The sequence below is a fragment of the Bacillus sp. 22190 genome, assembly GCF_052045575.1.
Taxonomy (GTDB): Bacteria; Bacillota; Bacilli; order Bacillales; family Bacillaceae; genus Bacillus; species Bacillus altitudinis.
The window spans coordinates 24,035-50,625 of the sequence record NZ_JBQEPF010000016.1 but is presented as its reverse complement, the minus strand read 5'-3'; the positions used below and the strand labels follow the sequence as shown (position 1 = coordinate 50,625).

At 41.8% G+C, this 26,591-nt stretch carries 28 protein-coding genes and 1 pseudogene; 21 read left to right on the top strand and 8 right to left on the bottom strand.

The features are described 5' to 3' along the window. Nucleotides 1-268: 268 nt before the first annotated feature. The 4 genes from ACTJKA_RS17100 (at nt 269) to ACTJKA_RS17085 (ending at nt 5,410) form a co-directional block, all read left to right on the top strand. Nucleotides 269-1,711, top strand: a complete 1,443-nt coding sequence (locus ACTJKA_RS17100) for a PTS mannitol transporter subunit IICB (protein ID WP_041091126.1) — start codon at nt 269-271, stop codon at nt 1,709-1,711. 95 nt (nt 1,712-1,806) lie between these two features. Beyond that, a complete protein-coding gene (locus ACTJKA_RS17095; RefSeq protein WP_440607861.1) occupies nt 1,807-2,241 on the top strand; it encodes a PTS sugar transporter subunit IIA in 435 nt (144 codons plus the stop codon). Nucleotide 2,242: 1 nt separating this feature from the next. Continuing rightward, entirely contained in the window at nt 2,243-3,364 is a 1,122-nt protein-coding gene (locus tag ACTJKA_RS17090) for a mannitol-1-phosphate 5-dehydrogenase (RefSeq protein ID WP_440607860.1), read from the top strand. Nucleotides 3,365-3,661: 297 nt separating this feature from the next. After that, nucleotides 3,662-5,410, top strand: a complete 1,749-nt coding sequence (locus tag ACTJKA_RS17085) for a methyl-accepting chemotaxis protein (RefSeq protein ID WP_440607859.1) — start codon at nt 3,662-3,664, stop codon at nt 5,408-5,410. A gap of 45 nt (nt 5,411-5,455) precedes the next feature. On the opposite strand, the gene ACTJKA_RS17080 is transcribed toward ACTJKA_RS17085, so the two are convergent. Genes ACTJKA_RS17080 through ACTJKA_RS17070 form a run of 3 tightly spaced genes read right to left on the bottom strand, consistent with a single transcriptional unit; the run spans nt 5,456 to nt 7,737 of the window. Further along, nucleotides 5,456-6,322 (bottom strand): RnfABCDGE type electron transport complex subunit D, encoded by an 867-nt coding sequence (locus tag ACTJKA_RS17080; protein WP_171464985.1) that lies wholly within the window; start codon nt 6,320-6,322, stop codon nt 5,456-5,458. Then, nucleotides 6,280-7,257 carry an FAD:protein FMN transferase gene (locus ACTJKA_RS17075; RefSeq protein ID WP_268390786.1) on the bottom strand — a complete coding sequence of 326 codons (978 nt, stop codon included), beginning with the start codon at nt 7,255-7,257 and terminating at the stop codon, nt 6,280-6,282. The genes ACTJKA_RS17080 and ACTJKA_RS17075 overlap by 43 nt, the downstream gene beginning before the upstream one ends. Nucleotides 7,258-7,272: 15 nt before the next feature. Next, complete coding sequence (locus tag ACTJKA_RS17070) at nt 7,273-7,737, bottom strand: FMN-binding protein (RefSeq protein WP_206115968.1); 465 nt, start codon at nt 7,735-7,737, stop codon at nt 7,273-7,275. Nucleotides 7,738-8,074: 337 nt separating this feature from the next. Here ACTJKA_RS17070 and ACTJKA_RS17065 point away from each other — a divergent pair, with 337 nt between their 5' ends. After that, nucleotides 8,075-8,467: a RidA family protein gene (locus ACTJKA_RS17065; protein WP_007498112.1), complete on the top strand. Its 393-nt coding sequence runs from the start codon at nt 8,075-8,077 to the stop codon at nt 8,465-8,467. Between the two features lie 239 nt (nt 8,468-8,706). On the opposite strand, the gene ACTJKA_RS17060 is transcribed toward ACTJKA_RS17065, so the two are convergent. From ACTJKA_RS17060 to ACTJKA_RS17050, 3 genes are read right to left on the bottom strand one after another with little or no spacing between them, the layout of a single operon-like run. Next, nucleotides 8,707-8,949, bottom strand: coding sequence for a DUF2651 family protein (locus tag ACTJKA_RS17060; protein WP_206115969.1), 243 nt, complete (start codon nt 8,947-8,949; stop codon nt 8,707-8,709). Nucleotides 8,950-8,980: 31 nt separating this feature from the next. Beyond that, nucleotides 8,981-9,274 (bottom strand): DUF5316 family protein, encoded by a 294-nt coding sequence (locus ACTJKA_RS17055; protein WP_241511740.1) that lies wholly within the window; start codon nt 9,272-9,274, stop codon nt 8,981-8,983. A 25-nt stretch (nt 9,275-9,299) separates the two neighbouring features. Continuing rightward, on the bottom strand, nt 9,300-9,677 hold the full coding sequence (locus ACTJKA_RS17050; protein WP_046342676.1) for a VOC family protein: 378 nt from the start codon (nt 9,675-9,677) through the stop codon (nt 9,300-9,302). Nucleotides 9,678-9,876: 199 nt separating this feature from the next. Between ACTJKA_RS17050 and ACTJKA_RS17045 the strand changes: the two genes are divergently transcribed. Next, nucleotides 9,877-10,128: an excalibur calcium-binding domain-containing protein gene (locus ACTJKA_RS17045; protein ID WP_440607858.1), complete on the top strand. Its 252-nt coding sequence runs from the start codon at nt 9,877-9,879 to the stop codon at nt 10,126-10,128. A 102-nt stretch (nt 10,129-10,230) separates the two neighbouring features. Further along, nucleotides 10,231-11,010, top strand: a complete 780-nt coding sequence (locus tag ACTJKA_RS17040) for a Cof-type HAD-IIB family hydrolase (protein ID WP_409222519.1) — start codon at nt 10,231-10,233, stop codon at nt 11,008-11,010. A gap of 389 nt (nt 11,011-11,399) precedes the next feature. Here the strand turns inward: ACTJKA_RS17040 and ACTJKA_RS17035 are convergent, their stop codons facing one another. Further along, nucleotides 11,400-11,891 carry a hypothetical protein gene (locus tag ACTJKA_RS17035; protein WP_171464987.1) on the bottom strand — a complete coding sequence of 164 codons (492 nt, stop codon included), beginning with the start codon at nt 11,889-11,891 and terminating at the stop codon, nt 11,400-11,402. Between ACTJKA_RS17035 and ACTJKA_RS17030 the strand changes: the two are divergent. The 11 genes and pseudogenes from ACTJKA_RS17030 to ACTJKA_RS16980 all read left to right on the top strand — a co-directional run. Beyond that, nucleotides 11,881-12,033: pseudogene (locus tag ACTJKA_RS17030) on the top strand (phage holin); the annotation flags it as partial. The gene ACTJKA_RS17035 and the pseudogene ACTJKA_RS17030 sit on opposite strands and share 11 nt — an antisense overlap. A 61-nt stretch (nt 12,034-12,094) precedes the next feature. Then, nucleotides 12,095-12,904, top strand: a complete 810-nt coding sequence (locus ACTJKA_RS17025) for a peptidoglycan recognition protein family protein (protein ID WP_171464989.1) — start codon at nt 12,095-12,097, stop codon at nt 12,902-12,904. 282 nt (nt 12,905-13,186) lie between these two features. Then, on the top strand, nt 13,187-13,909 hold the full coding sequence (locus ACTJKA_RS17020; protein WP_035703828.1) for a hypothetical protein: 723 nt from the start codon (nt 13,187-13,189) through the stop codon (nt 13,907-13,909). Between the two features lie 324 nt (nt 13,910-14,233). Then, nucleotides 14,234-15,367 (top strand): aspartate phosphatase, encoded by a 1,134-nt coding sequence (locus ACTJKA_RS17015; RefSeq protein ID WP_268358767.1) that lies wholly within the window; start codon nt 14,234-14,236, stop codon nt 15,365-15,367. Then, complete coding sequence (locus ACTJKA_RS17010; RefSeq protein WP_255816864.1) at nt 15,357-15,488, top strand: hypothetical protein; 132 nt, start codon at nt 15,357-15,359, stop codon at nt 15,486-15,488. The genes ACTJKA_RS17015 and ACTJKA_RS17010 overlap by 11 nt, the downstream gene beginning before the upstream one ends. A 651-nt stretch (nt 15,489-16,139) precedes the next feature. After that, nucleotides 16,140-16,898: a LamB/YcsF family protein gene (locus ACTJKA_RS17005; RefSeq protein ID WP_336750125.1), complete on the top strand. Its 759-nt coding sequence runs from the start codon at nt 16,140-16,142 to the stop codon at nt 16,896-16,898. A 24-nt stretch (nt 16,899-16,922) separates the two neighbouring features. Then, on the top strand, nt 16,923-18,140 hold the full coding sequence (locus tag ACTJKA_RS17000; RefSeq protein ID WP_008347191.1) for an NRAMP family divalent metal transporter: 1,218 nt from the start codon (nt 16,923-16,925) through the stop codon (nt 18,138-18,140). 4 nt (nt 18,141-18,144) lie between these two features. Then, nucleotides 18,145-18,936 (top strand): putative hydro-lyase, encoded by a 792-nt coding sequence (locus ACTJKA_RS16995; protein WP_046342677.1) that lies wholly within the window; start codon nt 18,145-18,147, stop codon nt 18,934-18,936. Between the two features lie 19 nt (nt 18,937-18,955). Further along, on the top strand, nt 18,956-19,702 hold the full coding sequence (pxpB, locus tag ACTJKA_RS16990) for a 5-oxoprolinase subunit PxpB (protein ID WP_046342679.1): 747 nt from the start codon (nt 18,956-18,958) through the stop codon (nt 19,700-19,702). After that, entirely contained in the window at nt 19,699-20,703 is a 1,005-nt protein-coding gene (locus ACTJKA_RS16985; protein ID WP_144740434.1) for a biotin-dependent carboxyltransferase family protein, read from the top strand. The genes pxpB and ACTJKA_RS16985 overlap by 4 nt, the downstream gene beginning before the upstream one ends. 14 nt (nt 20,704-20,717) lie before the next feature. Beyond that, nucleotides 20,718-21,491, top strand: a complete 774-nt coding sequence (locus tag ACTJKA_RS16980) for an IclR family transcriptional regulator (protein WP_007498093.1) — start codon at nt 20,718-20,720, stop codon at nt 21,489-21,491. 34 nt (nt 21,492-21,525) lie between these two features. Here the strand turns inward: ACTJKA_RS16980 and ACTJKA_RS16975 are convergent, their stop codons facing one another. Beyond that, complete coding sequence (locus ACTJKA_RS16975) at nt 21,526-22,161, bottom strand: FMN-dependent NADH-azoreductase (protein ID WP_024720223.1); 636 nt, start codon at nt 22,159-22,161, stop codon at nt 21,526-21,528. A gap of 414 nt (nt 22,162-22,575) precedes the next feature. On the opposite strand from ACTJKA_RS16975, the gene ACTJKA_RS16970 reads away from it, so the two are divergent. From ACTJKA_RS16970 to ACTJKA_RS16960, 3 genes are all read left to right on the top strand, one after another. After that, nucleotides 22,576-23,208 (top strand): GDSL-type esterase/lipase family protein, encoded by a 633-nt coding sequence (locus tag ACTJKA_RS16970; RefSeq protein ID WP_440607857.1) that lies wholly within the window; start codon nt 22,576-22,578, stop codon nt 23,206-23,208. Nucleotides 23,209-23,294: 86 nt separating this feature from the next. After that, a complete protein-coding gene (locus ACTJKA_RS16965; protein WP_046342685.1) occupies nt 23,295-24,377 on the top strand; it encodes a C45 family autoproteolytic acyltransferase/hydolase in 1,083 nt (360 codons plus the stop codon). Nucleotides 24,378-24,498: 121 nt separating this feature from the next. Then, nucleotides 24,499-26,586, top strand: a complete 2,088-nt coding sequence (locus tag ACTJKA_RS16960; RefSeq protein WP_440607856.1) for a BglG family transcription antiterminator — start codon at nt 24,499-24,501, stop codon at nt 26,584-26,586. The last annotated feature ends 5 nt before the right edge of the window (nt 26,587-26,591 follow it).

Genomic DNA, 26,591 nt, shown 5'->3' with positions numbered 1-26,591 from the left:
CATTTGAAAGTTGTGAAATTCCAATGAATTTTGCGCCAAAACAACAGTAGATTCAACTTTTACCCCGCTATCATCTATGGTATGCCGAGAAGTGTCACATCATTTTTCAATTTTGTCACACACTAAGTGACAAAGTGACATTTAGTTTCAATTGAAGGGAAAGTGAAAGCGTTTTACGATAGGTATAAGGGCTTCACTGACTCTTGTTCTTATATCTTTTGACCTATAAAGCCCGAAATAAAGGGAGAGAAGAAAGGGGTTTTCACAGATGCAGGAAAAAAGCGGATTCCGCGTGAAAGTACAGCGCTTTGGAAGCTATTTAAGCGGCATGATTATGCCGAATATTGGTGCATTTATTGCATGGGGACTGATTACAGCTTTGTTCATTCCAAGTGGTTATCTTCCGAATGAGCAATTAGCTACACTCGTTGGACCGATGATTAACTACTTACTGCCGCTCTTAATTGGTTACACAGGCGGTAAACTCGTCTATGACCATCGAGGCGGAGTGCTCGGTGCTACAGCTACGATTGGGGTCATTGTTGGCTCAGACATTCCAATGTTTTTAGGTGCCATGATCATGGGGCCGCTGGGCGGTTATCTTATTAAGAAAATCGACCAGCTGTTCAAAGACCGAATCAGATCAGGTTTTGAAATGCTTGTGAATAACTTTACGGCAGGTATCCTCGGTGCCATTCTTGTTGCCATTGCATTCTATGCTATCGGCCCAGTGGTACTAGGTCTGAATAAAGCCCTTGCGGCAGGTGTAGATATCATTGTCAATGCTCATTTACTACCGCTGGCAAGTATCTTCATTGAACCTGCAAAAGTATTATTCTTAAACAACGCGATTAACCAAGGTATTTTAGGTCCGTTAGGGGTCGAGCAAGCAGCGAAGACAGGGCAATCTGTTCTGTTCTTGCTTGAAACAAACCCAGGTCCAGGCTTAGGTGTTCTTCTTGCGTACATGTTCTTTGGAAGAGGAAATGCGAAACAGTCTGCACCAGGTGCCATTGTCATTCAGTTCTTAGGAGGAATCCATGAAATTTACTTCCCGTACATCTTAATGAAACCAAAACTCATTTTGGCTGTCATTGCAGGGGGAGCAAGTGGTGTCCTGACGTTCACATTATTAAATGCAGGATTAAAAGCAGTGCCGTCACCAGGAAGTATTATTGCGCTTATGCTGATGTCTCCAAAAGGCGGTCACCTTGCCGTTTTAGCAGGGGTTGTCGTAGCAGCTATCGTATCGTTCCTTGTTGCATCGGTCATTTTGAAAGCGTCTAAAGAAGTTGACGAAGATTTAACAGCAGCAACAGAAAAGATGCAGGACATGAAAGGCAAGAAAAGTGCAGCAGCCGCTGCTCTTACGGCACAAAAAGAAGACGCTCAAGCAAACGAGCAAGCAGCATCTCCAAGTGACGTCAATCCAGATGACGTGAACAAAATCATCTTTGCCTGCGACGCAGGGATGGGTTCAAGTGCAATGGGTGCGTCCATTCTGAAAAACAAAGTGAAAAAGGCAGAGCTTGATATCGATGTGACAAACACATCTATCAGCAACATCCCAGACGATGCGGATGTGGTCTTTACTCATAAAGATTTAACAGACAGAGCCAAGGCAAAGCTGCCAGGCGCTGTGCATATCTCAGTGGATAATTTCTTAAACAGCCCGAAATATGACGAGCTGATTGAGAAATTGAAAAAATAACATGACGAAACGGGTTGAGTCCAATTTTTCCTAATTGAACTCCCCGTTTTGGTTGTTTTCCTGATTTTTATTCTAAAAAAGGTGTGTGATCATGTATGAAACAAGTACTTTCTAAAGACAATATCTTTCTAAACGAACAAGCAGGTTCTAAAGAAGAAGCCATCAAAAAAGCAGGCGAAGTCCTCGTAGCAAACGGCTATGTCACAAGTGATTATGTCGACAAAATGTTTGAAAGAGAAGAGATCTCTTCTACATTTATGGGGAACGGCATTGCAATCCCTCATGGAACAGAGGATGCGAAAGCGGCTGTCCTTCATTCAGGGATTTCGATTATCCAAATTCCAGATGGTGTTAAATATGGTGAAGGAAATGTGGCGAAAGTCGTCTTTGGGATCGCTGGGAAAAACAACGAGCATCTTGATATTCTGTCTCAAATTGCGATTGTCTGTTCAGAAGAAGAAAATGTAGAACGGATCATTCATGCAAAGGATCAGGATGAACTGATCGCCATCTTTAATGAGGTGAACTAACATGAAGGCACTTCATTTTGGAGCAGGGAATATTGGCAGAGGGTTTATCGGATCTTTGTTAAAGGCATCAGGCTTTGAGCTTGTCTTTACCGATGTGAATGAAGCGGTCATCAATGAGCTGAATGAAAGAGGAGAATACACGGTTGAACTCGCAGCACCAGGGCAGAAGCAAGAAATCGTCGGGCCCGTATCAGCGATCAATTCTTCGCAAAATCCAGCAGCATTAACAGAGGCGATTGCCACAGCCAATTTGATTACAACAGCTGTTGGGCCAGCCGTATTGAAGATCATTGCCTCATCGATTGCTGAAGGATTAAAACAAAAAAAGCCGGACCATATCATCAACATCGTGGCATGTGAAAATATGATTGGGGGAAGTGCTCATTTAAAAGAAGCGGTGTTCTCTCATTTAACAGCAGATGAGCAAGCAGCGATATCACAAACCGTGGGCTTTCCAAACGCTGCGGTTGATCGCATTGTTCCGATTCAGCACCATGAGGACATTCTCAAAGTGTCGGTTGAACCATTTTTCGAGTGGGTCATTGATGAGACGGGCTTTATTGGAGATGTTCCGCAAATTGACGGAGCGATCTTTGTCCAAGATTTGACGCCGTATATTGAACGGAAGCTCTTCACCGTCAATACAGGACATGCACTAGCGGCTTATGTCGGGTATCAGCAAGGCGTAAAAACCATTAAAGAAGCTGTTGATACACCAGACATTCGTCAAGTGGTCGAAGGTGCCCTTCATGAAACGGGCAGTTATTTAATTGACGCGTATGGCTTCCGAAAAGAAGAACATGATGCGTACATTCAAAAAATCATCAAACGATTTGAAAATGCGTTTATTTCCGATGAAGTGACTCGTGTCGCACGCTCTCCTCTTAGAAAGCTGGGAGCAGATGACCGTTTAATCGGTCCAGCGAAAAAGATCAAGCAGCCAGTGTACTTAATCAAAGGTATCGCTGCCGCTTTGGCTTACGACTTTGCAGAAGACGAAGAAGCGGTTCGCTTGCAGGCATTAAGGAAAGAAAAAGGCATTGAAGGTGTGCTTCAAGAGGTATGTGGACTCAAACCTGAAGACGATCTCTATCAAGACATCCTCAAAGAAACCGAGCGATAATCAAAAAATCCCTTTCTAACGTGAAAGGGATTTTCAGCGTATAGACAAACCCTCGCATTCGGTGTCAGTCCTGTGTGTCGGTGCTCACGAATCTCTCATTCGCTCCGCTCCGATACTCGTCCTTCCTAGACTGCAAAGGTTTTCTATCACGCTGAAAAGAAGACAAAGGGCTAAAATCAATTTTAGCCCTTTGTCAACAATCTGAGATCCCTTTCTCTAACGTGAAAGGGATTTTTCTATGACTTTTTTAATACTTTCCCCTGCATGACGATATATGTAGTAAGGGGGAATTAGAACATGAAAAAGAAAGCGTTTGCTTCAAGGAGTGTCTTTTTTCAATTGATGTCAGCCATTATCGTTATTACAATTTTAACAGGCGGACTTGTAGGAACAACGGGGTATTTTTTAGCGAAAAATGTCTTAATTGATGCAGGGAAAGCAGATTTAAAACACATCGTAAATGGAGCGATGGCCACTCTTGAACAATTGAACGACCGTGTGGAGAAAAAAGAACTGACGCTTGAACAGGCGCAGGAACAAGCCCGTATATACTTGAGCGGGCCGAAGAATGACAACGGGAAAGGGTATCAATTTCAAAAATCAGATTTCATCTATAAAAATAAAGGCTACCTTGTCGCATATGGAGCCGATTATTCATCACAGGTTCATCCAGTTAACGACATCGGCGTCATCCCAGATAACACGACAAATCGTCAAAAAATGGTCGCTGGCGCCACAGCAAAAGGCGAGGATGCACACTATATCACCTATTTGGATAAAGACGATGCCACGGGGGAAGAAAAGCAAAAACTCGCTTATATGAACCAGTTTACACCGTGGAATTGGAGTATAGGAATCGCCGTATTTCAGGATGAATTTTATAAAGAACTAGAGCAGATGAAGCTCTATATTATTCTCATTACAGCAGGTGTCGCTCTTTTAAGTATGGGTGTCTTTTATTTGGCAGCCCGAGGAAAAGTGAGACTGCTCAAGCAAGTTACGGCTGCTTCAAAAGAAATTGCGGCGGGCAATATTGAACGCACCAGCTTAAAAGAAACCTCGGATGAAATTGGACAGCTGGCAAAAGGCTTTAATCATATGTCAGGAGAGCTTAGAGCACTTGTGAGCGGTTTGCAGGAAACGAGCAGCCAGCTCGTCGAATCTGCGACAGATCTATCCGCCATCTCTGAAGAAACATCCGCTAGCAGTGAAGAAATTGGCCGAGCGATTGGAGATATCTCAACTGGGACCCTTCATCAAGCATCAGACCTTGAGGTAGCCAATCAACAAATGACTCAGTTCAATCAATCCATTGAAAATGTCAAAGAACAAAGCGACCAGATCAAACGAATTTCAGACCAGTCGAACCAATCTTCCCAGCAGGGTCAGCAAATTGTCCAGCAATTAAAACAATCAAATGAACAATCCATTCAGGCATCTCAAGGCATTCGATCAGGGATTGAGCAGTTAAGTACAAAAGTACAAGATATTTCTCAAATCACAGATACCATTGAAAGCATTTCAAATGAAACGAACTTATTGGCCCTGAATGCGAGCATTGAAGCAGCTCGTGCAGGAGAGCATGGCAAAGGATTCTCGGTTGTGGCAAGTGAAGTGCGGAATTTAGCTGAACAGACAAAGCAATCAGCCGTTCAAATACAGCAGATGATTCAAGGCATTAAAGAAGAAACGACGGCTACAGCTGGCATGATGTCCAAAACAATGGATCGTTTTGCCGAGCTTGATGAAGCGGTTCACGCAACAGAACAAGAATTCAATTCCATCTCTACATCGATTTCACAAACCATCGTTGAAACGAATGCGATGGCAAAAGAGCTGAATACCTTACTAGAACAAAACGACCTCATCACAAAAGCGATGCATGGTGCAGCGCATATTTCTCAAGAAAATGCCGCAGCGATTGAAGAAATCACTGCATCTACTGACGAACAAGTCACCGCCATCTCCAATGTGGCGAAGGCAGCAGAAAGGCTCAATGAGCTAAGCATGCGATTGAATCAAGATATTGCACGTTATCGTTTATAAGGTATGGCCAAACGGACGTCGAAAAGTCGATGCCCGTTTTTTTATTTAGACGACTTTCGTCCTTTTTGCCCGTCGCTTTTGATTTGTTTGGTACGTTCGATAGGCTTTCCAAGCATTGGCACATAAAAGCCCTGTGAGTAAGTAAGATAAGCTATTAAATAAATAGAAGTCCACACACGAAACGACAGCACAGAGGATACCAAAGATGATTTGATCACGATTCTTTGCTGGTGAAGTAGGTGGATCAGTCAACATAAAGAATGCAAGGAACAAGACGGCATTTAAGTAGGGCGTCATAAAAGCAGATGAAGCATCCGTTAGGCCGATGAATCCCAATATGAGGTGGATCAGGCCGTATGCTGCTAGAAAGGCGAAAACTTGCGGGAACTTTTGTACGCGGCTTGTCACCAAATAACCGCCGACCACCACTAGGAATAGGGTCCACCAAGGTAGAAGAGACATACCGCCCCACCAGCTTTGATTGGAAGAAAATAAAATGACTGAGAGCCACAAACCAAATGCGGCTGGATTCAAAATTGGTTTCTTTTGATAAGTGATGACATGCTTAGATAAAATGGCTACTGCGGCTGTGAAAGCAGATACAGCAAAAGAAGTGGCTGGACTGAGAACAATGCCAATAATCAGCCCTGTGAGCAGAGCTCCATCAGGGAATGTGTGTTTATTGTTTTTCCAAATCACTCTTGAGATGAAAGAGTCAATAATTAGTGCTGTCCCGATGCTGGTAGCAACTGTAGCGAGACCACTAAGAAAACCAGCGTGCAGACTCCCGGCGGCTAAAAGGACCAAAAGAATGGCGATGACATACCGTTTTGGTGTCCGAATGTAGGTTTTTAGTGAGGGTGATGGTTTCAAAAATGTTTGGTTTGTGATAGGTGCTGGTTGTGATTCCATGAGTGAACCTCCTTCATCTCCGGTGTTACGATCATATCAGCGGTTTGATCTACCATCACGGCAGGTATTTCATGTTCGGCTAAAAAAGAATAACCTCCTTCTCTACCTAATAAAAAAGCAGCTGTAGAGAGACTATCTGCGAGCATACCGAGTGGTGCAATGACGGTACAGCTTAACAAACTTTGTTCAGACTGTTTCGTTTGAGGGTGTATCAAATGGTGCGTATGAGGATCATAACGACTGATCCGTTCATAGCTTCCAGATGTACAAATCGCAAAATTAGTCGTTTGAATGACCGAGATGTTGGTCTGTTTGTGAATGGGATGCCGAATCCCAATTGTCCACTCTTCTTGTTGTTCGTTAAATCCAGATACCAACACATCCCCACCAGCATTTATCATAAAGCCTTCCCATGCTTCAAGCTCTTTTGCGGCAAGATCGCACGCAAATCCCTTTGCAATAGAACCGAAATCCAAAATAAGCGGTTTGTTCAAATAAATCGTCCGATTCGTCTCGTTTAACTGGACGTCACGGTAATGAACGGCTGTGTGTGGAACGTCATCTGATGAAAAAGTCTGTCCTGTCGTGTATAACCGATTGAATCCTTTTTGTTCCATGATTTTTCCGATGGTTGGATCATACTTGCCATTTGTTAACTCGGCTAACTCTAGCGCATAGGCTGTTAAATCGAAAAGCATTTCACTGACTAATACCTCTTGCTTTGAACGATTGGCTAACTTCATGACTTCAGAATCAGAACGGAAACGGCTAAAACGATGCTCGATATCGTAAAAAATGGAAAAGGCACGGTCGATGTCTTCTAAAACAGCCCGTCGATCTTCTTCATAGGCAACCACTTGAATATTGATAACAGTTCCCATAGCCAGCATGGATTTTTGAAAAGTAATGAGTTTTTGTTGTCCTAACCATTTCATCATAGTGTCTCCTCTCTATGCCATTGCCTGCTCTAAAGCCTGAGCAACGGCTGTTTCAAAATCCTGAGTACTTAATGTTGCACCGCTCACCGTATCTACATCAGCACTTTGTCTGATAACCACTTCATTAGGTAATGATGAAATGGAGCTTTGCCCGTATCTCGTGTTATCACTCGTAATCTCGACAGAAGTGATATTTCCTTGTTTGATGGTAACAGATACACTGATAGAGCCAATCTCATTTGATCCAGTACCAGAAAAAGTACCATCCTTGAGTTCAGTTTCTGAAGTGGTATCTTCTGTTTGAGTGGCGGTAGTATCTGATGTGAGAGATGTATTGTTTGAAGAAGCGTCTACTTGTGTATTTGATTGTGCTGTTTGAACGGCTTGAGCGTGATGGGTAGTTGCATAACCAGTGATGTATAAGCTGCTGATGGCTGCGGTGCAAAGACTAATCATTTTCTTATTTATTTTTGCCATGATGTATCCTACCTCCTATTACGATCTACTATATAGAAGAAATTTGAACAAACCATGAACAAGAAAAGAACGATTTTAGATAATGGGCAATAAGAATCAAGATGTTACACGTTATCATTTATTTTTGACTGTGGTTCATTTATCAGGTAGGATGAAATAAATCTAAACCTTGCTCACGCAATCAAAAAGGAGTGTTTCGTCCATGAAAAAGAAAATATTGATGTTCTTACCTTGTGGCTACGGATACTCCACTGCTGTTTTCTTTTAGGATAGACAAAAATTGGTGAAGTCTGTCTACAGGAGGAAAAACACGCAGAAAAATCATAGTGAGTGAGGGATGGAAAAAATCACGAGAAAAAACCCAGAAAGTATGCCGAAACCCGTTGGCAACTACAGTCATATCACAAGGGTGCCAAAGGGTGCGGGGTTATTTGTGACATCAGGTCAAGTAGGGACAGGAGCGGATGGACAGATCCCATCAAGCTTAAACGACCAAGTCACCAATACGTTTGAAAATATAAAGAGAATCCTTGCATCAGAAGGATTGAATGAAGAACACGTCATCAAAGTCAATATTTGGGCAACAGAAGAAATTGATTGGGATCATCTATATCCACAGTGGGATGCAATCTTCAAAACGGCATATCCATCAATGACCGTTGCCTATGTGACTGCATTAGGGTGGCCAGAGCTGAAAATCGAAATAGAGCTATGGTGTGCGGATATTTAATCAAAAAAAGAACAGTGCAAACTGTTCTTTCAGCGTGTAGCCAAACCCTCGCATTCTTTGTCAGTCCTGCGTGCTGGTGCTCACGAATGTCAAATTCGCTCCAGTACTCGTCCTTCCTAGGGCTGCAAAGGTTTTCTATCACGCTGAAAAGAAGACAAAGGGCTAAAATAAAGAATCATTTTAGCCCTTTGTCAACAATCTGAAAGAACAGTGCAAACTGTTCTTTTTTTGATGAGTATTTATGAAACAGCTTTGAATCGCTTTGTAATGAATGCACCGAGAAATGCACAGACTGTGTAGACGATGACCCAAATGAGAAAGGTTTTATTTCCACCAATAGAGGTGAACATCAGAATCACACTCGCTACCAGCACAATCAAGATGGGAAACCAAATGTTCTTTAAAAACAATGTGCCGAAAATACCAATCAGCACAGAGATCACGGGTAAACCAACTACAACGAATAAGACAAAAACAGCCATATTAATTACTCCTTTGAACCAAATCAACTATTTACATAAAAACATATAACAGTGCTGCACCCATATGCGGAAGAGCAAAGATGATGAAAAGAAACGCCGTATCAAGACGAAACATCCGGTGTTCTTTTGTTTCAGAGTGATAGGCCGCTCGTGCCTCTTCCCCGTTGGTCCATGCACCCATAAGAAATCCAGATGCAACGAACGCAATAATAGAGATTCCACCACTGACGAATCCAATCCATTCATGGTGCTGTAATATGAGCGCCGCACTGCAAATCACCAGCATGGAGCAAACACCAGCAAAAACAGCATGTTTCTTTCTCATTACGCTTCACTCCTTCGGACAGCTATTAGGAGACCACATCACATATTTCAATGAAATGTCCATCAGGATCAGACACGTAACTAACCGTTTGTCCCCACGGCTTCTTGGCAGGTTCCTTGATGACAGGTACTCCTTTTTCCTTCAAGGCCGCAATGGTTTCATTCACATCATCCACAACAAAGCCAATCTCAAACGTTTGTGACGAGCTAACTGCCTCTGGAACAGGCAGACCAAGTGCCTCTTTCACATCTTGGCGTGAATTAATCGATAAGGTCACTTCTCCTGTATCAAACTCAACATAGGATTCAACTCTCAATTTAATCGGGAAACCGAGGATATGATGGTAGAACTGAATACTTGCTTCAACATCGTTTACATATAGAATGGTATATTTCATTTTCATATGGAAAGCTCCTCTCTTCATATACGTGTCAAAACCGGAAAGGTTTCCCACTCATTTTAACATATAGGTCATAAGAATTATTAAATTCCAAAAAAACCAATATTTTCACCTCAATCGTCTTGAAAAACAAAATGTGGTGACATATGATAAAAATGTAAAATGAGAAATAATAGGGGGGACTTACATTTTAAAAAAAATCATGGTCGCTGTCTTGTCTTTCGGTCTTTTACTTAGCTTTACACAAGTTGACACTCACACAGCGGATGCAAAAACAGTCAAGTACAAAAACTGCAAAGCACTCAACAAAGTGTATAAAGGCGGCGTAGCAAAAAGCAAAAATACGAAAAACAAAGGTGGAAAAACGAAGTACAAGCCTTATGTATCAAAAGCACTTTACTTAAAAAATAAACACCTTGACCGTGATAAAGACGGCATCGCATGTGAACGTTAAGAAGAAGAAAAAGACCTGTCACAAGGTCTTTTTTCTTTGGGATCAAACTCGTCCCTTTGTGCCATCTTCATCTTTATATTAAAATAAAGATAGATTCAAAAAATGATACAAAGTGGGGTACTCAATTTGTCAACACAAGCTGATAAGAAAGACATCCAATTGATTGCCATTGATATGGATGGCACGCTGTTAAATAGTGAGCACGTCATTCCTGAGGAAAATAAACAAGCCATTAAAGAAGCAGAAGCCAAAGGGGTCCATGTGGTGATTAGTACAGGACGTACGCTGATGACATGCCGAGAGCTGGTCGAGCCGCTGAAACTCTCTTCCTATCTTGTCACAGCGAACGGAAGTGAAATTTGGGATTCAAACTTCCAGTTGATTGAACGGGAACTGCTGCATCCCGATCACGTTCAGATGATGTGGGATCTAAAAAACAGATACGAGACCGATTACTGGGCATCTACTGTGGATAAGGTGTGGAGAGGGGAATTCCCTGAACGCATTCATGACCACGAATGGTTGAAATTTGGTTTTGATATTCATGACGATGCTGTTCGTGAGGAAGTCCTCCATACATTGAAAACAAATGGACAGCTAGAAATCACGAATTCCAGTCCAACCAATATCGAAGTCAATGCAGCAGGCATTAACAAAGCGGCAGCTCTTGCAAAAGTCGCAGAACGCATTGGCTGTACAATGGACAACGTCATGTCACTTGGCGACAGTCTGAATGATATGGCGATGATTCAAGAAGCCGGATTAGGCATTGCAATGGGCAATGCACAAGAAGTTGTGAAAGAAGCGGCTGATTGGATTACGGCTCCTAATACAGAACACGGGGTAGCAAAAGCCATCCAGCATTGGGTGCTGTCTAAATAAACGAGTAGAAAAACAGATTGTTGACAAAGGGCTAAAATGAACTTGATTTTAGTCCTTTGTCTTCTTTTGCGTGATAGAAAACCTTTGAAGTCTAGGAAGAACAGCTACTTTTGAGGAGCGAATTTGACATTTGTGAGTACCAGCGCGCAGGATTGACAAAGAAAGCGAGGGTTTGTCTACACGCTGAAAGTGAGAGGACATGACCTCTCACTTTTTTGTTTTCTCCTAGTTCTAATGTTGTTATATGAGCTTGAAATACACTGGTATAAAGGGGTTTTTAGGGTATTTATTTTAAACCTCTCCAAAAACCTCCCCTAGTTTATAAATTGAGTGCATCTTCAAAGGCGTCTGCATGAAAATTAAACCATCCTGAAAAGATGGTTTAACCTCTAACTTTTAAATTTTTCAATAGTAGCTGACACAAAGCTCTTTACAGATGATATCTTCATTTGTTTCTCTTTTTGATGAATTTTTTCATCGAGTATTAATTCGATTGCAAGTTGTACTTTTGGAAATAGATCAAGACATTCTTGTTCTGTTAACTCATGTATACCTTTGCTTAAAATTGCATATAGCTTTCTATTTTCAACAAGTATGCTTGGTAAATAATCTTTAAGTAGCTTAATTTTTTGATCTATTTTTGATCCTTCAAAAACGCTATTGTCCCAGTCAGTATTTTGTTCTAATGCGATTTGTCTGGTTTCTTCAATTAAGTTTTCAAAGATTCTACGAAGATATACAAAAGAACCTGCACCAATTTCTTGAGAATTCAGTCGAATTGCCTTAGAAAAATCTCTATAGTCGTTCTTTAAAATGGATTGATACTTTTTAATCTTGTGTAATTGAAGATCAGCAATAGATGGATAGGCCCAGGTAAACACATTAACAGAAACTTTATACCTTGCCTTCTCAATGGTCTTTACGTTAGTAACAACCCTTGTCGCATGGTTCAAAAACAACTATGTGACAAGTCGAGGGAAAGCCCAAAAAGAAGCGCTGCAACAAAAAGGATTAACAAAATAAAGGGCTGCCCAAGGCAGTTCTTTTTTAATACCTAAAACAATTTTAAGGGAGTAGATGAACAATGGTAAAAATCAATCAAGACTATATTTCAAAGAGTAACCGCAACAGACCAGGCAACTATATGAAGCCTTTATATATTACGGTTCACAATACAGCCAATACAGCCAATACAGCCAAAGGAGCAGACGCAGCGAGTCACGCAGCATTCGTTAAACGATCTAGTACAGCGGTAAGCTGGCACTACACTGTAGACGAAAATGTGATCTATCAGCATTTACCGTTAAACGAAAACGGATGGCACGCAGGGGATGGCAGAGGCACGGGAAATATGAAGTCGATCGGCATTGAAATTTGTGAAAATAGTGATGGTAATTTTGAGAAAGCAGTCGAGAACGCTCAATGGTTAATTCGCCAGTTAATGCAGGATCAAGGGATTCCGTTGGCAAACGTTGTGCCGCATAAGCATTGGAGCGGGAAAGAATGTCCCCGCAAGCTGCTTAATCGTTGGGACAGCTTCAAAGGCGGTATCGCCGTTGCTCACACAAATAAAAAGCCGACTGTTAAACCAACAACAGCAGCACCATCCAAAACAGCAGCTTCAAAGCCCGCTAAAAAGTCATATAGCTTGCCAACAGGTATTTTAAAAGTTACAAAGCCTCTTACAAAGGGATCAGCAGTAAAAGCCGTACAAGAAGCCCTGGCGGCGGTTTACTATTACCCGGACAAAGGGGCGAAAAATAACGGCGTCGATGGATATTACGGACCAAAAACAGCGGATGCAGTCAAACGATTCCAATTGATGCATGGTCTTGCTGCTGATGGGATCTATGGACCGAAGACTAAAGCAGCGCTAGAAAAAGCATTGAAATGAGTAAAACCCCTGTCCTTTTTAGGATGGGGGTTTTTTTGTATGTTGATTAGTAACATCTAATAAGTAAACTTTCTGAAGTATAGTTAAATATCTAAAGTATTTGCACCTATATAAAACATACATATTCCCATATCCCTTTTGATTAATTCGATCTAAGTAATATATTGTATTCAATACCATAATATTCTATAATTAACACTTGAAAAGATCGTTAAAGTGTTGATTATCAAATTACGAGTCTAGTCGTAATTTTTTAATAATACAATTCAAAGGGGAAACAAAATGAAGAGATTTATAACAAGTTTGAAAATCTTTGTTGCTGTCCTATTATTGTTTGCGATCACACCCATTGTAGCAACCGCAGAAGAAACTAACGATCAGTATTTAACGTTTGAAAAAGCAACGGATATTGTAACAAATGAAGACATAGAAAACTACAAGGCTCTAAGTGAAGAAGATATTATTGATCAAAAGACAGCAATTAGTGAGGGTTATGATGAAGGTGATGTTTTATCAAAAGAAGATACCTTATTTTTATTAACTCAAGCAGTTGTTGAACGTCAGGAACAAAACGAAGAAATTTCCACTAAAGGGATTAAATCATCAAAAAGTTTCACTGTTTCTAAAAAGAAATATGGAACAAAAGTGACTGTAAAAGGTACAATGTATCAAAATATTGCATTCCTTGCAGGTACATCATCGTATCGCGGGAATATAATAGCGACTCGAAACAGTGGAAAACTAAAACAAGTCTCCCTTAAAACGTATCATGATTCATTCGGTATTATAGGGTGGGGTGGAGGCTTTCCATCTATCGGTAAAGTATATGGTGGAAAAGTGAGTCATAAAAAGGTTGCTAATGCCAAAAAATATGCAATGGATAAAACACACCGTTACAATTCTATTATTCCAGCATATACAACTATGTGGACAAAAGCATCTGTGGTGACGAAGTCAAACAATGCGTATGATGTAGCTTCTAAAACATGGTCTAAATGGCATTAAATCTTTATGAAAGGAGATAGTAAATATGCCTTGGAATACGATTATTGGGGTTAGTCTATTTGTGGTTATACCTGTAGTCATAATCGCAGCAGTAATTTATTTTATTAAAAGAAAGAACACGAAAACATCTAATAGCTGATGACTTAAAAAAGAGCCGTTTATTTTAATTAGGCTCTTTTTTTATATTAGTTAGTCAAAATTGCTCTGAATAAGACTTTACCCTATCAAACACCCTAACTTTTGCGGTTTCTTTTCGGTGTGGAATTATTCGGAAAATGATAATATATGTCATTATAGGGAATAGCAAGGGAGGGGTAGGGTCTTATGGAGATAGTTCTATCTTCTCATGTCGGTATGAAAATCAATGAATGGTATTATCATATTCAAAGATTTAACGTACCGGACGCCGAAGCATATAAAGAAGAAATAAAATCTTTGCTCGATGATATGGAAGAAAATCAAGATTTATTATTGTATTTCTCACTCATGGAGTTCCGACATAAATTAATGTTGGATTATTTGAACCCATTGGAAAATGGGAAAGAGCGCGCCAACTTTAGAGAGTTAGCAATGAAAATAAAAAAGGATCAAGAGAAATTAACAGGCTTGCTAGATTATTATTTTAACTTTTTCTACGGCATGTACGAATTTGAAAACTATGAATACCTCAACGCTATTACCTTCTACAAACGAGCAGAAAAAAAGCTATCTCTTGTAAGTGATGATATTGAACGTGCCGAGTTTAATTTCAAGATAGCGGAAATCTATTACCACATGAAACAAAACCACATGTCTATGCACCATATAGCCCAAGCAATAGATTGTTACAAAGAAAAAAACACTTATACTGTTAGGCAGATACAGTGTTCTTTTGTTATTGGATTAAATTATATTGATATGGGTTGCCCTGAAAAAGCAATGCCTCATTTTGAATACGCACTAAAAAAAGCTTCTGACAACTCAACAAAAAGACTAAAAGGATCTTCGCTTTATAATATAGGATTAAGTTATTTCCACAATGATGAACTATTAATGGCTATCAAATACTTTAACGAATCAATCCATTCATTTAAAGAACAAGGATACGAACATTTAAATAAAATTCTTGATCCGATGGTTATGTTGACAAAGTCATACTTTAAAACTGATCAAAATGATTTAGGGTTATACGCTTTAAACGAGGGAATAGAATTGGCTGGAAAATTGAAAGACGACATATTTTTAAATACATTCATTCTATTGAGATCATTGTATTTAGAAAACAATGTTAGTCGTTTAAAAGAAGCAATGTCTTATTTGGAGTCAAAATTTCTTTATGCGAATCTTGAAGATTTATCGAAAGATGCGGCGAAGCATTATAATAAGGCAGGAGATAAAGAGCGTGCAAACGAATTTTATGAGAAGATTCTTTATTTCCAACTCCAAATTAAGAGAGGGGATTGTCTTTATGAAATTTAAGTCAGTAGCAGCCGTATTAATTATTGTCAGTGTGTTAGGTGCTTTTAGTTATGTTTCATCTAACGATATCCATAATGAAGCCCAACGGGGACATACAACAAGTATCGGTTATTTTGCTTAATTAAAAAAGCCCTTTTCGGGGCTTCTTTTTTATTTGAATCTCCATTCCTGCTTCTCCTTATCCCACGCCAGTTCATTTCTAGACATAAGGTTTCTAACGGTTTTTCTAATGGACTGTTCGTCTTTTCCTGATCATATTATATATGATCCTGTATAGCTTCCTCTCAAGATCATTCATAAAATCACCACCCTGGACGGACTATCTTATTTGAATATCTTTTTCATTAGCTTGCCGGTTGTTTTACCCGCAGCACGTCGCATGATACGTTTTCCGATAGTACCTTTTTGAACGGCATTGACGTCACCCAGGTATTTTGATGTCTTATAAAAGAGTGATCTTATTTTGTTTATGTTCATTTTACGCTCCTTTTACGTCTGTCAATTATTAAAAAACTCCCCCAATACTCCCCCAAATGAATGCTTTTGTCTGCATTTGTTTTCAAACGTTTGTTCTTATTTAATGTTCAAAAAGGTTGATAGAATAACCTTTTTGAGAATGAGACCAAAAGTTTGCAAGAGACACAATTTCCTAGTTCTATTGTTATATTTTCTGACAATTTCATGTGCAGTCTATCCAAAGTTGGTATAATCAATATAAATTCGAATATTCGGACTTTCTATTCCGTAATTCGGAACGACAAGGAGGGGTTCTATGTATCAAGTGGATATTAACTGTGATTTGGGAGAAAGTTTTGGTCAATACACCATCGGTTCAGATGAACAAATTCTTGAATATGTCACCTCAGCCAATATTGCATGCGGTTTTCATGCGGGAGATCCAACTGTGATGAGAAAGACGGTTAAAATGGCACTGGATAAAGGGGTCCAAATTGGTGCACATCCAGGTCTGCAAGATTTAGTCGGTTTTGGCAGACGTCCAATCGCTATCTCAGCAGAGGAGGCCTATGATCTTGTGATCTATCAAATTGGTGCACTATCAGCCTTTCTGAAAGCAGAAGGCGGTACGATGCAGCACGTCAAACCACACGGCGCCCTTTACAACATGGCGGCTAAAAATACTGAATTATCTGAATCAATTGCGAAGGCTGTGTATGATATTGATCCTAACCTTGTGTTATTTGCGCTGTCAGGCAGTGAACTTGCGTCAGCAGGGGAAAGAATCGGTCTTCAAGTGGCACATGAAGTTTTTTCTGATCGGACGTATCAACCAGACGGGACATTGACATCCCGCCGTGAACCTCATGCATTCATTGAAGAGGATGAAAGGGCAGTTCAGCAGGTCATCCGTATGGTAAGAGAGGGGAAAGTGCGGACAGTGCAAGGGGAAGATGTTCAGCTCAAAGCAGATACGGTGTGCATCCACGGGGATGGCAGTCACGCGCTTCAATTTGCAAAAACCATTACAGCGAAGCTAAAAGAAGCCACTATTCAACTCAAGGCATTTCGATAAATCGTCATCAAAGGGGGAAACAGCATGAAAAGAGAGAAAGCCAAACAGATGAAAGCTCCAAAAGGGAACCGTTCTATGCTGATGGGCGCAGCCTTTTTAATGGCAACGTCCGCCATTGGACCGGGATTTTTAACACAAACAACGGTGTTCACACAGCAGCTCGCAGCTAGCTTTGGGTTTGTCATTTTGATTTCCATTTTGCTAGACATTTTTGCGCAAACAAATGTATGGCGTATCATTGCCGTCTCGGAAAAAAGAGGACAGGACATTGCCAATATGGTTCTGCCGGGTCTTGGATATGTGTTAGCCTGTTTGATTGTTATTGGGGGTCTTGCCTTTAATATTGGAAATATCGCCGGTGCGGGTCTCGGTTTTCAGGTCATATTCGGCGTCGATCCCCGCATAGGGGCTGGGGTCAGTGCAGTCATTGCCATTCTCATTTTTGTCATCAAAGAGGCAGGAAAAGCGATGGACCGATTCACACAAATCGCTGGTTTTGTCATGATTGGTCTGATGCTGTATGTGGCTATTTCCACAGCACCGCCAGTTGGAGAAGCGGTCATGAGAACTTTCGTGCCAGAGAAAATTGACATGTTATCAATTGTCACACTGGTCGGCGGGACAGTTGGTGGCTATATCGTTTTTGCTGGTGGTCATCGTCTGCTGGATGCTGGCATTAAGGGGAAGGATGCATTGCCACAAGTGACGAAAAGTTCCATTTTCGGTATTTTGATCACATCCGTGATGCGTGTGGCTTTATTTTTAGCCGTTCTAGGAGTTGTCTCAAAAGGCTTACAGATTGATCCATCGAACCCGCCTGCGTCTGTTTTTCAATTAGCATCTGGAAATGTTGGATATAAAATGTTCGGGATTATTATGTGGGCTGCCGCCATTACCTCAGTCATTGGAGCAGCATACACCTCCGTTTCCTTCTTTAAAACCTTCTCACCAAAAATCGAGAAAAATCAACGAGGCATTATCGTTGGATTCATTGCGCTCTCGACCATTTGTTTTATCACGATTGGAAGACCTGTGAACATATTGATTTTGGTTGGGGCCATCAATGCATTGATCTTGCCGCTTGCACTCGGAACATTGCTGATTGCTGCCTATAAAAAAGAAATTGTCGGTGATTATCGCCATCCATTCTTTTTGACAGCAACAGGTGCGTTTGTTGTTGTCATCATGGCAATCATGGGCGGATATACCATCATGAATGAAATTCCAAAACTATGGAGCTGATCACATGAAAGCATATCAAACCTATGAGCCGTCACAAATCAGAGAATTGATTCGTAAGCAGAAGATCACAGGACCAACGGCTGGCTTTGCTGAGGGATTTGCGCAAGCCAACTTAATGATCGTCAAAAAAGAGCTGGCCTTCGATTTTCTTTTATTTTGTCAGCGGAATCCGGCTTCGTGTCCTTTGCTTGATGTGCTCGACCCAGGTGATCCAGTGCCAAGGCGTTCAGCACCTGATGCGGATATTCGAACGGATTTCCCTAAATACCGTGTTTACAAAAAAGGGGTTCTTCAAGAAGAGGTAACAGATATTTCTTCCTATTGGGAGGATGATATGGTGGGCTTTCTCATCGGATGCAGTTTTACATTTGAGCATGCACTCATGCTGAATGACATTCCTGTCCGCCATATTGAAGACGGTCATAATGTACCAATGTATCAAACGAACATTCCATGTGAAAGGGCAGGTGTATTCCATGGTCCGATGGTTGTCAGCATGAGGCCGATCCCAGCACATCAAGTCACAAGAAGTGTTCAGGTGACGTCTAGATTCCCATCTGTACATGGCGGTCCTATCCATATAGGTGATCCAGCTGTGATTGGCATTGAACATGTAGATCAACCAGACTTTGGAGAACCATCTGTGATCAAAGAAGGGGAAGTCCTGGTGTTTTGGGCATGTGGTGTGACGCCGCAAGCCATCGTCATGCACACTAAGCCAGATATTGCGATCACCCATGCACCCGGTCATATGTTTATCACAGATGTAAGAGATCAAAAGCTCGGTGTCCTGTAGAAAGAGAGGTGTCATAAAAGTGGCATTTTCAACGATAAAAGATACGATCACGTTCCACCCGCTAGGAGACGCAGCCATTGTCATCCAAGCCGGGACTGACATAAGTGAAGACATTCATGAGCGTGTGAAGCAGCTGTTTTCATGTATTGAACAGCATCCATTTGAAGGATATGTGGAAGCTGTTCAAGCTTTTACAAACGTGACCGTCTTTTATGAGCCCTATACGGTCTATCAATCTGCTCAGCTTAAGCAACGTGCGATCTCTCCGTATGAATGGGTCAAAGACTATATTGAAAACCTCCTTGAAGACAACTGGCAGGAGGGGAATCAGGCAAAGCGCCGGATCGTCGACATTCCTGTATGTTATGGAGGAGAGCTCGGTCCTGACTTAGAAGAAGTCGCCCGTATCAATGGTTTGACGCCTGAAGAAGTTGTACGTATTCACACATCCGGGACGTATCTTGTCTATATGATTGGGTTTGCTCCTGGGTTCCCGTTTTTAGGCGGACTTTCTGAAAAAATTGCAGCTCCGCGTAGAGAAACACCAAGAATGTCGATTCCGAAAGGGTCTGTGGGTATTGCGGGGAAGCAGACAGGGGTTTATCCGATATCTACACCCGGAGGCTGGCAGCTCATTGGACAAACCCCTTTGTCCTTATTTCGGCCGAATGCTGAGAGACCTAGTCTACTAAAGGCAGGGGACGAGGTTCGATTTGTTCAACTGTCTGAAAAGGAATTTTTCAGCATGAAGGAGGAAGATCGTTGAGTATGCATGTCATCAAGCCAGGAATGTTCACCACCATTCAAGATAAAGGGAGAATAGGCTATCAGAAGTACGGTGTTTTAACGAGCGGCGGCATGGACCCGCTCTCGCTCCGAATCGCCAACATCCTCACTGGGAATCAAGAAAACGAAGCGGTGCTGGAAATCACATTAATGGGGCCCGGTCCAGTGTTGACATGTCAGAAGGATCAGCTGATCGCCGTGACCGGTGCTGATGTGGAGGTTGAGATTGACGGGGAACAAGTGCCTCTATGGAAACCGCTCTTCATTCGAGCAGGAAGCACGATCACCTTTGGCCCTTGTAAGAGGGGATGCCGCTCCTACCTCGCTGTAGCCGGTGGATTTGATGTTGAGCCGGTGATGAAAAGTAAAAGTACGTACGTCAGAGCGAAGATAGGCGGGGTAGAAGGGCGTCCGCTAGAAAAAGGAGACGTCCTGCCGATTGGAGAACCGTCACCACTGGCGGTGAGCCTCGTTCACATGTTAAAAAGCAAAGGGGAACGTGCGCCAGACTGGACAGTCAATCATGCTCATTTTTTGCCTCTCGGGAAATCACCAGTCATTCGGGTGCTGGCAGGGAGACATCTGTCTCATTTTCAGGAAGAATCGCAGCAAGCTTTTTTCGAACGGTCTTATCAGGTCACTCCCCAATCTGATCGTATGGGATGCAGATTGAAAGGAGAACCGATACGTTTAAAGCAAAAGCTTGAATTGATTTCAGAAGCGGTTGCTTTTGGCTCTATTCAAATTCCTCCTGACGGCCAGCCGATTATTCTGCTCGCAGATCGCCAGACGACAGGTGGATATCCCCGTATTGGTGAGGTGGCAACAGTCGATTTGCCGCTCATTGCGCAGGCGATGCCTGGAGCGAATCTCACGTTTCAACAAATTGACCGCCAAGAAGCAGAGCAAGCCTTATTCACACAAGAAGCAGAAATGAAGGACCTGACGGCAAGATTAAAACTCGAAGCATTTTCGTTTTAGAAAAGGTGAGAAACATGCAGAACACAAATAAAACCGTTGTGAAATCAATGGAGATATTACGGCTTTTTATCACACACGAACAATTAACGTTAAATGACATGATTGAGCTCTCGAGCATGCCCAAAACATCTGTACACCGAATGGCCAACTCGTTAGCCGATATGGGATTATTAGAAAAGCATCCTTCAGGTGTTTACCGATTAGGATTGATGTTCCTTGAATACGGTCAGCTTGTCGCCGATCGCCTCGATATCCGTAGAATTGCAAGGCCCTTTATGGAAAACTTGCGTGATGAGGTAGGTGAGGCTGTTCAGCTCATTATTCGTGAAGGAGATGAAGCCATTTATGTGGAGAAAATGGAAGGAACGCAGCCTGTCCGGCTCTATACCGCTGTCGGAAGAAGATCCCCATTATATGCGGGAGCTTGTGCGAGAAGTATTCTTTCCTTTTTGCCAGAGGAAGAGAGACTTGCCTATATTGATTCGGTAGAGCTCGGGAAAATCGGGATCGGAACCATTACCGATAAAGATGTCCTGCGAAATATGATTGAAGAATCAAACAGGCGCGGATATACGTTAAGCTATTCAGAGCTTGAAAACTATACTGCGGCTATTGGAGCGCCCATTTTCAATCATCACGGAGAAGTGGCAGCAGGCATTAGTATTGCGGGGTTTGAGGCAGGCTATCAAAAGGAACGGCTTCCTTATTTAATTGAGCAGGTCAAAAAAGCGGCCAGCGGCATTTCAAAAGAATTAGGTTTTGCATCTGAACAAATAAAAAGCCAATGACCGTTAAGATCATTGGCTTTTTGCGTGTTAATAATTAGAAAGTTTTACCTAAAGCTTTTGCACGTTCGATCGCATCTGCTTTAATTTGTTCTGCTTTTGCAGGCTCAGCATTGTGACCTTCAACAATAAGACCTTCGAAAGAAGGAATACCGAAGAAGTTTGCAATTGTTCCAAGGTAACGGTGACCTGCTTCTAGTTCAGCAGCAGGACCTTCAGTGTAGTATCCGCCACGTGCTTGGATGTGTAGCGCTTTTTTGTCTGTTAGTAATCCAACAGGACCTTGCTCAGTGTATTTGAATGTTTTACCAGCTACAGCAACAGAGTCGATGTATGCTTTAAGAACTGGTGGGAATGAGAAGTTCCAAAGTGGTGAAACAAATACGTATTTGTCAGCAGAAACGAATTGATCGCTTAATTCGTTTAGGCGAGCAACTTTCGCTTGCTCTTCAGCTGAAAGTGTATCGAAGCCAGCACCAGATTGAAGCTTGCCCCATCCAGCGAATACATCTGCATCAATGTGAGGAATGTTTTCTTTGTACAAATCGATATGTACAACCTCGTCACTTGGATTTGCTTCCTTATAAGATTCGATAAATGCTTTAGCAGTAGCCATACTGTAAGAAACTGTTTCATCATGCGGATGTGCAGTGATGTATAAAACTTTTGCCATGTTTATTCAATCCTTCCTGTTTCAATGATTTTTTTAGCGTACCCCAAAGATACACTGAATATGTGGCATCTTTAATCATATTGGAATGCTATGAAAAAGATGTAACAAGCACAGTTACATAAAAACTGATATTTTCATTGTAATCACTATATAGTTTGAAGTCAAGGTATAAAGTCTTGAAATCAAGATAAAAAGTTTGTAAATTTTTCTGAAACGCTTCAAAGCTGCGATTTAAGCAAAAAAACCCTACTCCCATTGAACAAAAAATGGATCGATATCGCAAGTAAAGTGTTTGTAAATGCGCCCATCCTGCGTTTTTGAAAAAAAGGTGGATGCCTTTAAGCCATCTGCTACAAGCATTTGTTCTTCTTTTTCGTATATATAAGAGAAGGCAGGAGAGAGTGAGGGATAAGAGTGGGACGATCCTATGTTGCGATTGGAGATTCCTTAACGGTTGGGGTGGGGGCACGTTTATTTGGCGGCGGTTTTACGGAGCGATATGCGGCGAAGCTTGAAAAGAAGCTGCATATACCGGTGAAACTGTCCGTATTTGCGAAATCAGGGTTAACAACGGAAGAGATCTTGCAGCTTTTTCAGCGGTCTGATGTAAGTTTGGCGATTGCTCATGCTGACATCATCACCATCACAGGCTGCGGGAATGATCTTGTTCAAGCTGTTCTGCAGTATGAAAAAGGTGAAGATGAAAAGACACTGCTGCAAGCGTCTATGCATTGTCAGGCGAATTTTAGCAAAATGGTTCAAGAAATCGCTCTGATAAAAAGAGGGCAGCATCATCCATACTGCGTATATTTATTGAATTTATATAATCCTTTTCCTGAGATTCCGATCGCAGAGAGATGGCTGAAGCAATACAACCATCACCTTCGCCAGCTTGCTGCGAATCCACATGTAGAAGTGGTGGATATTTACGGTGTATTTGAAGGACATCAAAGCGCATACTTATCGATTGATCAATTTCATCCAAACCACAAAGGATATGAAGCAATGGCAGAAGCGCTGTTTCAACAATCCGCTAAGCAACTGTGATCCCTCGGGATTGCAGTTTTTTCATTCTTTTAAATGAAGGGCTGTTTCGATATGATAAAAGAAACAAAGACAAAAGAGGTGGATGCATGCAGGAGATGAGCGCGTATTTTCATGAATTGAAAGGAACAGCTTATGAGGTAGGAAAGCAGCAGGCTGTCTGGCTGAAGGAGCACCCTTTGCTTAAAAAACAATACATTCAATCAGAACCGTTATCAAAAGAGGCTGTGAAGGAAACAAAGCAGCTGATTCGACCGTTTCTTCCTCAGTTAGAAGAAGAGCTCTCGGGATTTTGTGATGAAATGCAAATAGATGAAAGCGATTTGACCTTTTTCTATTCTTCGCATCTTCAGCCGGGCTGTTCCCATTGTGTGATGCAGGGGAATGAGGCTGCCAATCAACAGACGGTGATGCTGCGCAACTATGATTTTTCTCCGCTGTTTGATGATATGCGTCTTGTATCTACACATGTAAAGGGCTCATCAGTCCATACAGGCTCATCATTAATCTTATTTGGCAGATCGGATGGGATGAATGAGCATGGTCTATCGGTGACATTTTCTGCATGCGGTCCGCCTATTGGCAACGAACCAGGCTTAAAGCCGCCGGCTGTTGCTGGCTTGCAAGTATATCATGTCATTCGTGCTGTGCTAGAGTCCTGTAAAACGGTGGAGGATGCCGTCCGTTTTGTACAGGAAATGCCCGTCGCGTCAAATGTTCACCTAATGCTTGCTGACCGGAAGGGAGAGGCGGCTGTGATTGAAATGATTGATGGGCAAAAAAAGGTGAGAAGGCCGGAGCGTGGATTTATTGCGGCTACGAACCATCCGCTTGCTGATCACACGGCAAAAGGGTTGACGAAACATCATTCTGTTGTCAGGTACGACATGTTAATTCAAGCTTTAGAAGAACAGCCGTCAAGCGAGTCTCTTACGGAACTATTTCAGGCAGAATACCCTGCTGGTCTGACTGTGCACAATTATGAAGAGCTGTTTGGGACGATGCGAACCGTCATGTTTCGGCCGGAGGAAGGGACGATGGAGTATTGCTTTGGCTCTCCCGTCTATAATCCTACCTATTCATTAAAGGTCGGGGGCGCACTGCCATTTCATGAACAAACGATTCAATTTCATCAAAAGGATTATGGACCTTCATTTTGGAGAAACGTTTGAGTCTTTCATTTTGTCACAGCCTGTGTGCCAAATTTAGATCAACTTCAGGTTGCATCGATCAGTGAAAGCGTTTTATATTAAAGTGTGACAATAGACCTATTTAAGCAGAAGGAGGCATTTCATGTACATAACGGCACGAGAACAGAAAGTGATCAAATATATGATTCAGCAAAATCGTTATGTCACCATTCGTGAGATCGCCGATTCTGTTCAAGTAAGTACAAGAACCATTCATAGAGAACTTAAATCCATTAAACCTATTTTAAAGAATTACAACCTATCACTTGATAAACAGCCGGGGAAGGGCTTGAAGGCGGTCGGTGAACAGGAAGACAAACAGCGGCTTCTGTCTCATATTTCAAATGAAGACCAAATTGAATATAGTTCTGATGAACGGAAGCTCTTAATCCTGTGTGCCCTACTTGAAGCAAAAGAACCGGTGAAATTATATACACTTGCAGCCGACTTGCAGGTTACAAATGCGACCATCAGCTACGACTTAGATGAACTGACGGACTGGATCGCTCCTTACGGTTTACTGCTTATCCGCAAGCGTGGGTACGGCATTGAATTAAAAGGGCCTGAGGAAGCCAAACGAAAAATTGTCGGCAACCTGATCGTTGACCGTCTCGACATTCAATTATTTCTCGAAACGATTGAGATGAATATTAAACATCGAACGAAAGCGACTGAAAAGGTGTTTGGGGTAGTCAGTCGAGGACAGCTGCTCAAGGTAGAAAGGCTGCTCTTTCATTTGAAAAACAGACTCTCTCTCTCGTTGTCAGATAGTGCCTATATTGCACTTGTCGTTCACTTAACCTATGCCATTGAACGCATTCAAATCGGTGAAACCATTCGGATGGAAGAGGAAGAATTGCTTGAATTAAAGCGGACGAAGGAATTTGAATCTTCACTCAGAATCGCGCGAGCATTAGAACGCATGTTTAATGTAGAGATTCCTGAAGCGGAGGTCGGCTACATGACCATCCATTTGCGCAGTGCAAATCGAAGCTTTACGGCAGAATACCGCATTGATGAGATTGAGTTAGATATCGCGCTGAGAACGAAGAAACTCATTGACTTTATTTCTCATAAAACAGGCTATCATTTAAATGAAAACGATTCATTGTATGAGGGACTCGTGTCTCATCTTGAACCAGCTATGAACCGATTAAAAGAAAAGATGCGGATTTACAATCCGCTCACACAACAAATAAAAAAAGACTACTTCTTGCTGTTCATGGCGATTGAAGAAGGTGTGGAGCGCTTCTTTCCTGAGATCGAATTTCCAGAGGATGAAATTGCCTTTATCGTGCTTCATTTTGGTTCGGTGCTTGAAATTAAAAAAGAAGAAACCAAGATTCATGCATTGGTCGTTTGCTCAAGCGGCATCGGTTCGTCCAAAATGCTCGCATCACGATTGAAAAAAGAATTGCCTGAGATCGCCAAATTCGATCTATCTTCCTTAATGGAGTTAAAGGAAATCGACGCTGCGAGCTATGACATGATCGTATCAACCGTTCCGATCCCATATGAGCATATTGATTACATTATGGTCAGCCCGCTCTTAAACGAGGATGACGCAGTGCGGGTCAAGTCACATATTAAACGAAAAATTCCTTATCTGATTGAGAAAAAAAGAGCACAGGAATCTGCAAAAGAATCGGTGGAGGAAACGGTTGATATGATAGGGATGGCAGAGCAAATCACGAATTATATGTCAGTGATTCGCAGCATCTTGTCCCATTTTACAATCGAAAAAAAGAAGACGACGGAGCAGCATGAGTCAACAATGAGAGCGCTGATGCGTCAGGTTGAAAGTCAAGGCTATTTAGAACGTGTAGACGAAGTGACAGCCGGTTTACTTGAGCGTGAGCAGCAAGGTGGTTTAGGCATTCCAGGAACCGAGTTTGCTCTTTTTCACTTAAAGCATGATCTCATTAAGAAACCGGTCTTTCATATCTATGATCTTGATGAGGCATACGAGATCAAAAGCATGGATGGCGGGCAGCAGCTCATGTCCAGAATGCTCCTCATGCTGGCGCCGCTAGAGCTTGGCAAAGAAGGGTCTGAAATGTTTAGCCTGATCAGTTCATCCATCATTGAAAGTGAAGAAAGCATGGCGCTTTATGGACAAGGAACAAAGGAAGAGATTGAACAGAAATTACATCAACTTTTTTATCAATTTGTCAAAGAGGCAAAATGGTAAGAAAA

What these genes read in the sequence shown, in the direction of transcription:
- ACTJKA_RS17100 (WP_041091126.1), top strand. Translation starts at nt 269, where the DNA reads ATGCAGGAAAAAAGCGGATTCCGCGTGAAAGTACAGCGCTTTGGAAGC.
- ACTJKA_RS17095 (WP_440607861.1), top strand. Translation starts at nt 1,807, where the DNA reads ATGAAACAAGTACTTTCTAAAGACAATATCTTTCTAAACGAACAAGCA.
- ACTJKA_RS17090 (WP_440607860.1), top strand. Translation starts at nt 2,243, where the DNA reads ATGAAGGCACTTCATTTTGGAGCAGGGAATATTGGCAGAGGGTTTATC.
- ACTJKA_RS17085 (WP_440607859.1), top strand. Translation starts at nt 3,662, where the DNA reads ATGAAAAAGAAAGCGTTTGCTTCAAGGAGTGTCTTTTTTCAATTGATG.
- ACTJKA_RS17080 (WP_171464985.1), bottom strand. Translation starts at nt 6,322, where the DNA reads ATGGAATCACAACCAGCACCTATCACAAACCAAACATTTTTGAAACCA.
- ACTJKA_RS17075 (WP_268390786.1), bottom strand. Translation starts at nt 7,257, where the DNA reads ATGAAATGGTTAGGACAACAAAAACTCATTACTTTTCAAAAATCCATG.
- ACTJKA_RS17070 (WP_206115968.1), bottom strand. Translation starts at nt 7,737, where the DNA reads ATGGCAAAAATAAATAAGAAAATGATTAGTCTTTGCACCGCAGCCATC.
- ACTJKA_RS17065 (WP_007498112.1), top strand. Translation starts at nt 8,075, where the DNA reads ATGGAAAAAATCACGAGAAAAAACCCAGAAAGTATGCCGAAACCCGTT.
- ACTJKA_RS17060 (WP_206115969.1), bottom strand. Translation starts at nt 8,949, where the DNA reads ATGGCTGTTTTTGTCTTATTCGTTGTAGTTGGTTTACCCGTGATCTCT.
- ACTJKA_RS17055 (WP_241511740.1), bottom strand. Translation starts at nt 9,274, where the DNA reads ATGAGAAAGAAACATGCTGTTTTTGCTGGTGTTTGCTCCATGCTGGTG.
- ACTJKA_RS17050 (WP_046342676.1), bottom strand. Translation starts at nt 9,677, where the DNA reads ATGAAAATGAAATATACCATTCTATATGTAAACGATGTTGAAGCAAGT.
- ACTJKA_RS17045 (WP_440607858.1), top strand. Translation starts at nt 9,877, where the DNA reads ATGGTCGCTGTCTTGTCTTTCGGTCTTTTACTTAGCTTTACACAAGTT.
- ACTJKA_RS17040 (WP_409222519.1), top strand. Translation starts at nt 10,231, where the DNA reads ATGATACAAAGTGGGGTACTCAATTTGTCAACACAAGCTGATAAGAAA.
- ACTJKA_RS17025 (WP_171464989.1), top strand. Translation starts at nt 12,095, where the DNA reads ATGGTAAAAATCAATCAAGACTATATTTCAAAGAGTAACCGCAACAGA.
- ACTJKA_RS17020 (WP_035703828.1), top strand. Translation starts at nt 13,187, where the DNA reads ATGAAGAGATTTATAACAAGTTTGAAAATCTTTGTTGCTGTCCTATTA.
- ACTJKA_RS17015 (WP_268358767.1), top strand. Translation starts at nt 14,234, where the DNA reads ATGGAGATAGTTCTATCTTCTCATGTCGGTATGAAAATCAATGAATGG.
- ACTJKA_RS17010 (WP_255816864.1), top strand. Translation starts at nt 15,357, where the DNA reads ATGAAATTTAAGTCAGTAGCAGCCGTATTAATTATTGTCAGTGTGTTA.
- ACTJKA_RS17005 (WP_336750125.1), top strand. Translation starts at nt 16,140, where the DNA reads ATGTATCAAGTGGATATTAACTGTGATTTGGGAGAAAGTTTTGGTCAA.
- ACTJKA_RS17000 (WP_008347191.1), top strand. Translation starts at nt 16,923, where the DNA reads ATGAAAAGAGAGAAAGCCAAACAGATGAAAGCTCCAAAAGGGAACCGT.
- ACTJKA_RS16995 (WP_046342677.1), top strand. Translation starts at nt 18,145, where the DNA reads ATGAAAGCATATCAAACCTATGAGCCGTCACAAATCAGAGAATTGATT.
- ACTJKA_RS16980 (WP_007498093.1), top strand. Translation starts at nt 20,718, where the DNA reads ATGCAGAACACAAATAAAACCGTTGTGAAATCAATGGAGATATTACGG.
- ACTJKA_RS16975 (WP_024720223.1), bottom strand. Translation starts at nt 22,161, where the DNA reads ATGGCAAAAGTTTTATACATCACTGCACATCCGCATGATGAAACAGTT.
- ACTJKA_RS16965 (WP_046342685.1), top strand. Translation starts at nt 23,295, where the DNA reads ATGCAGGAGATGAGCGCGTATTTTCATGAATTGAAAGGAACAGCTTAT.
- ACTJKA_RS16960 (WP_440607856.1), top strand. Translation starts at nt 24,499, where the DNA reads ATGTACATAACGGCACGAGAACAGAAAGTGATCAAATATATGATTCAG.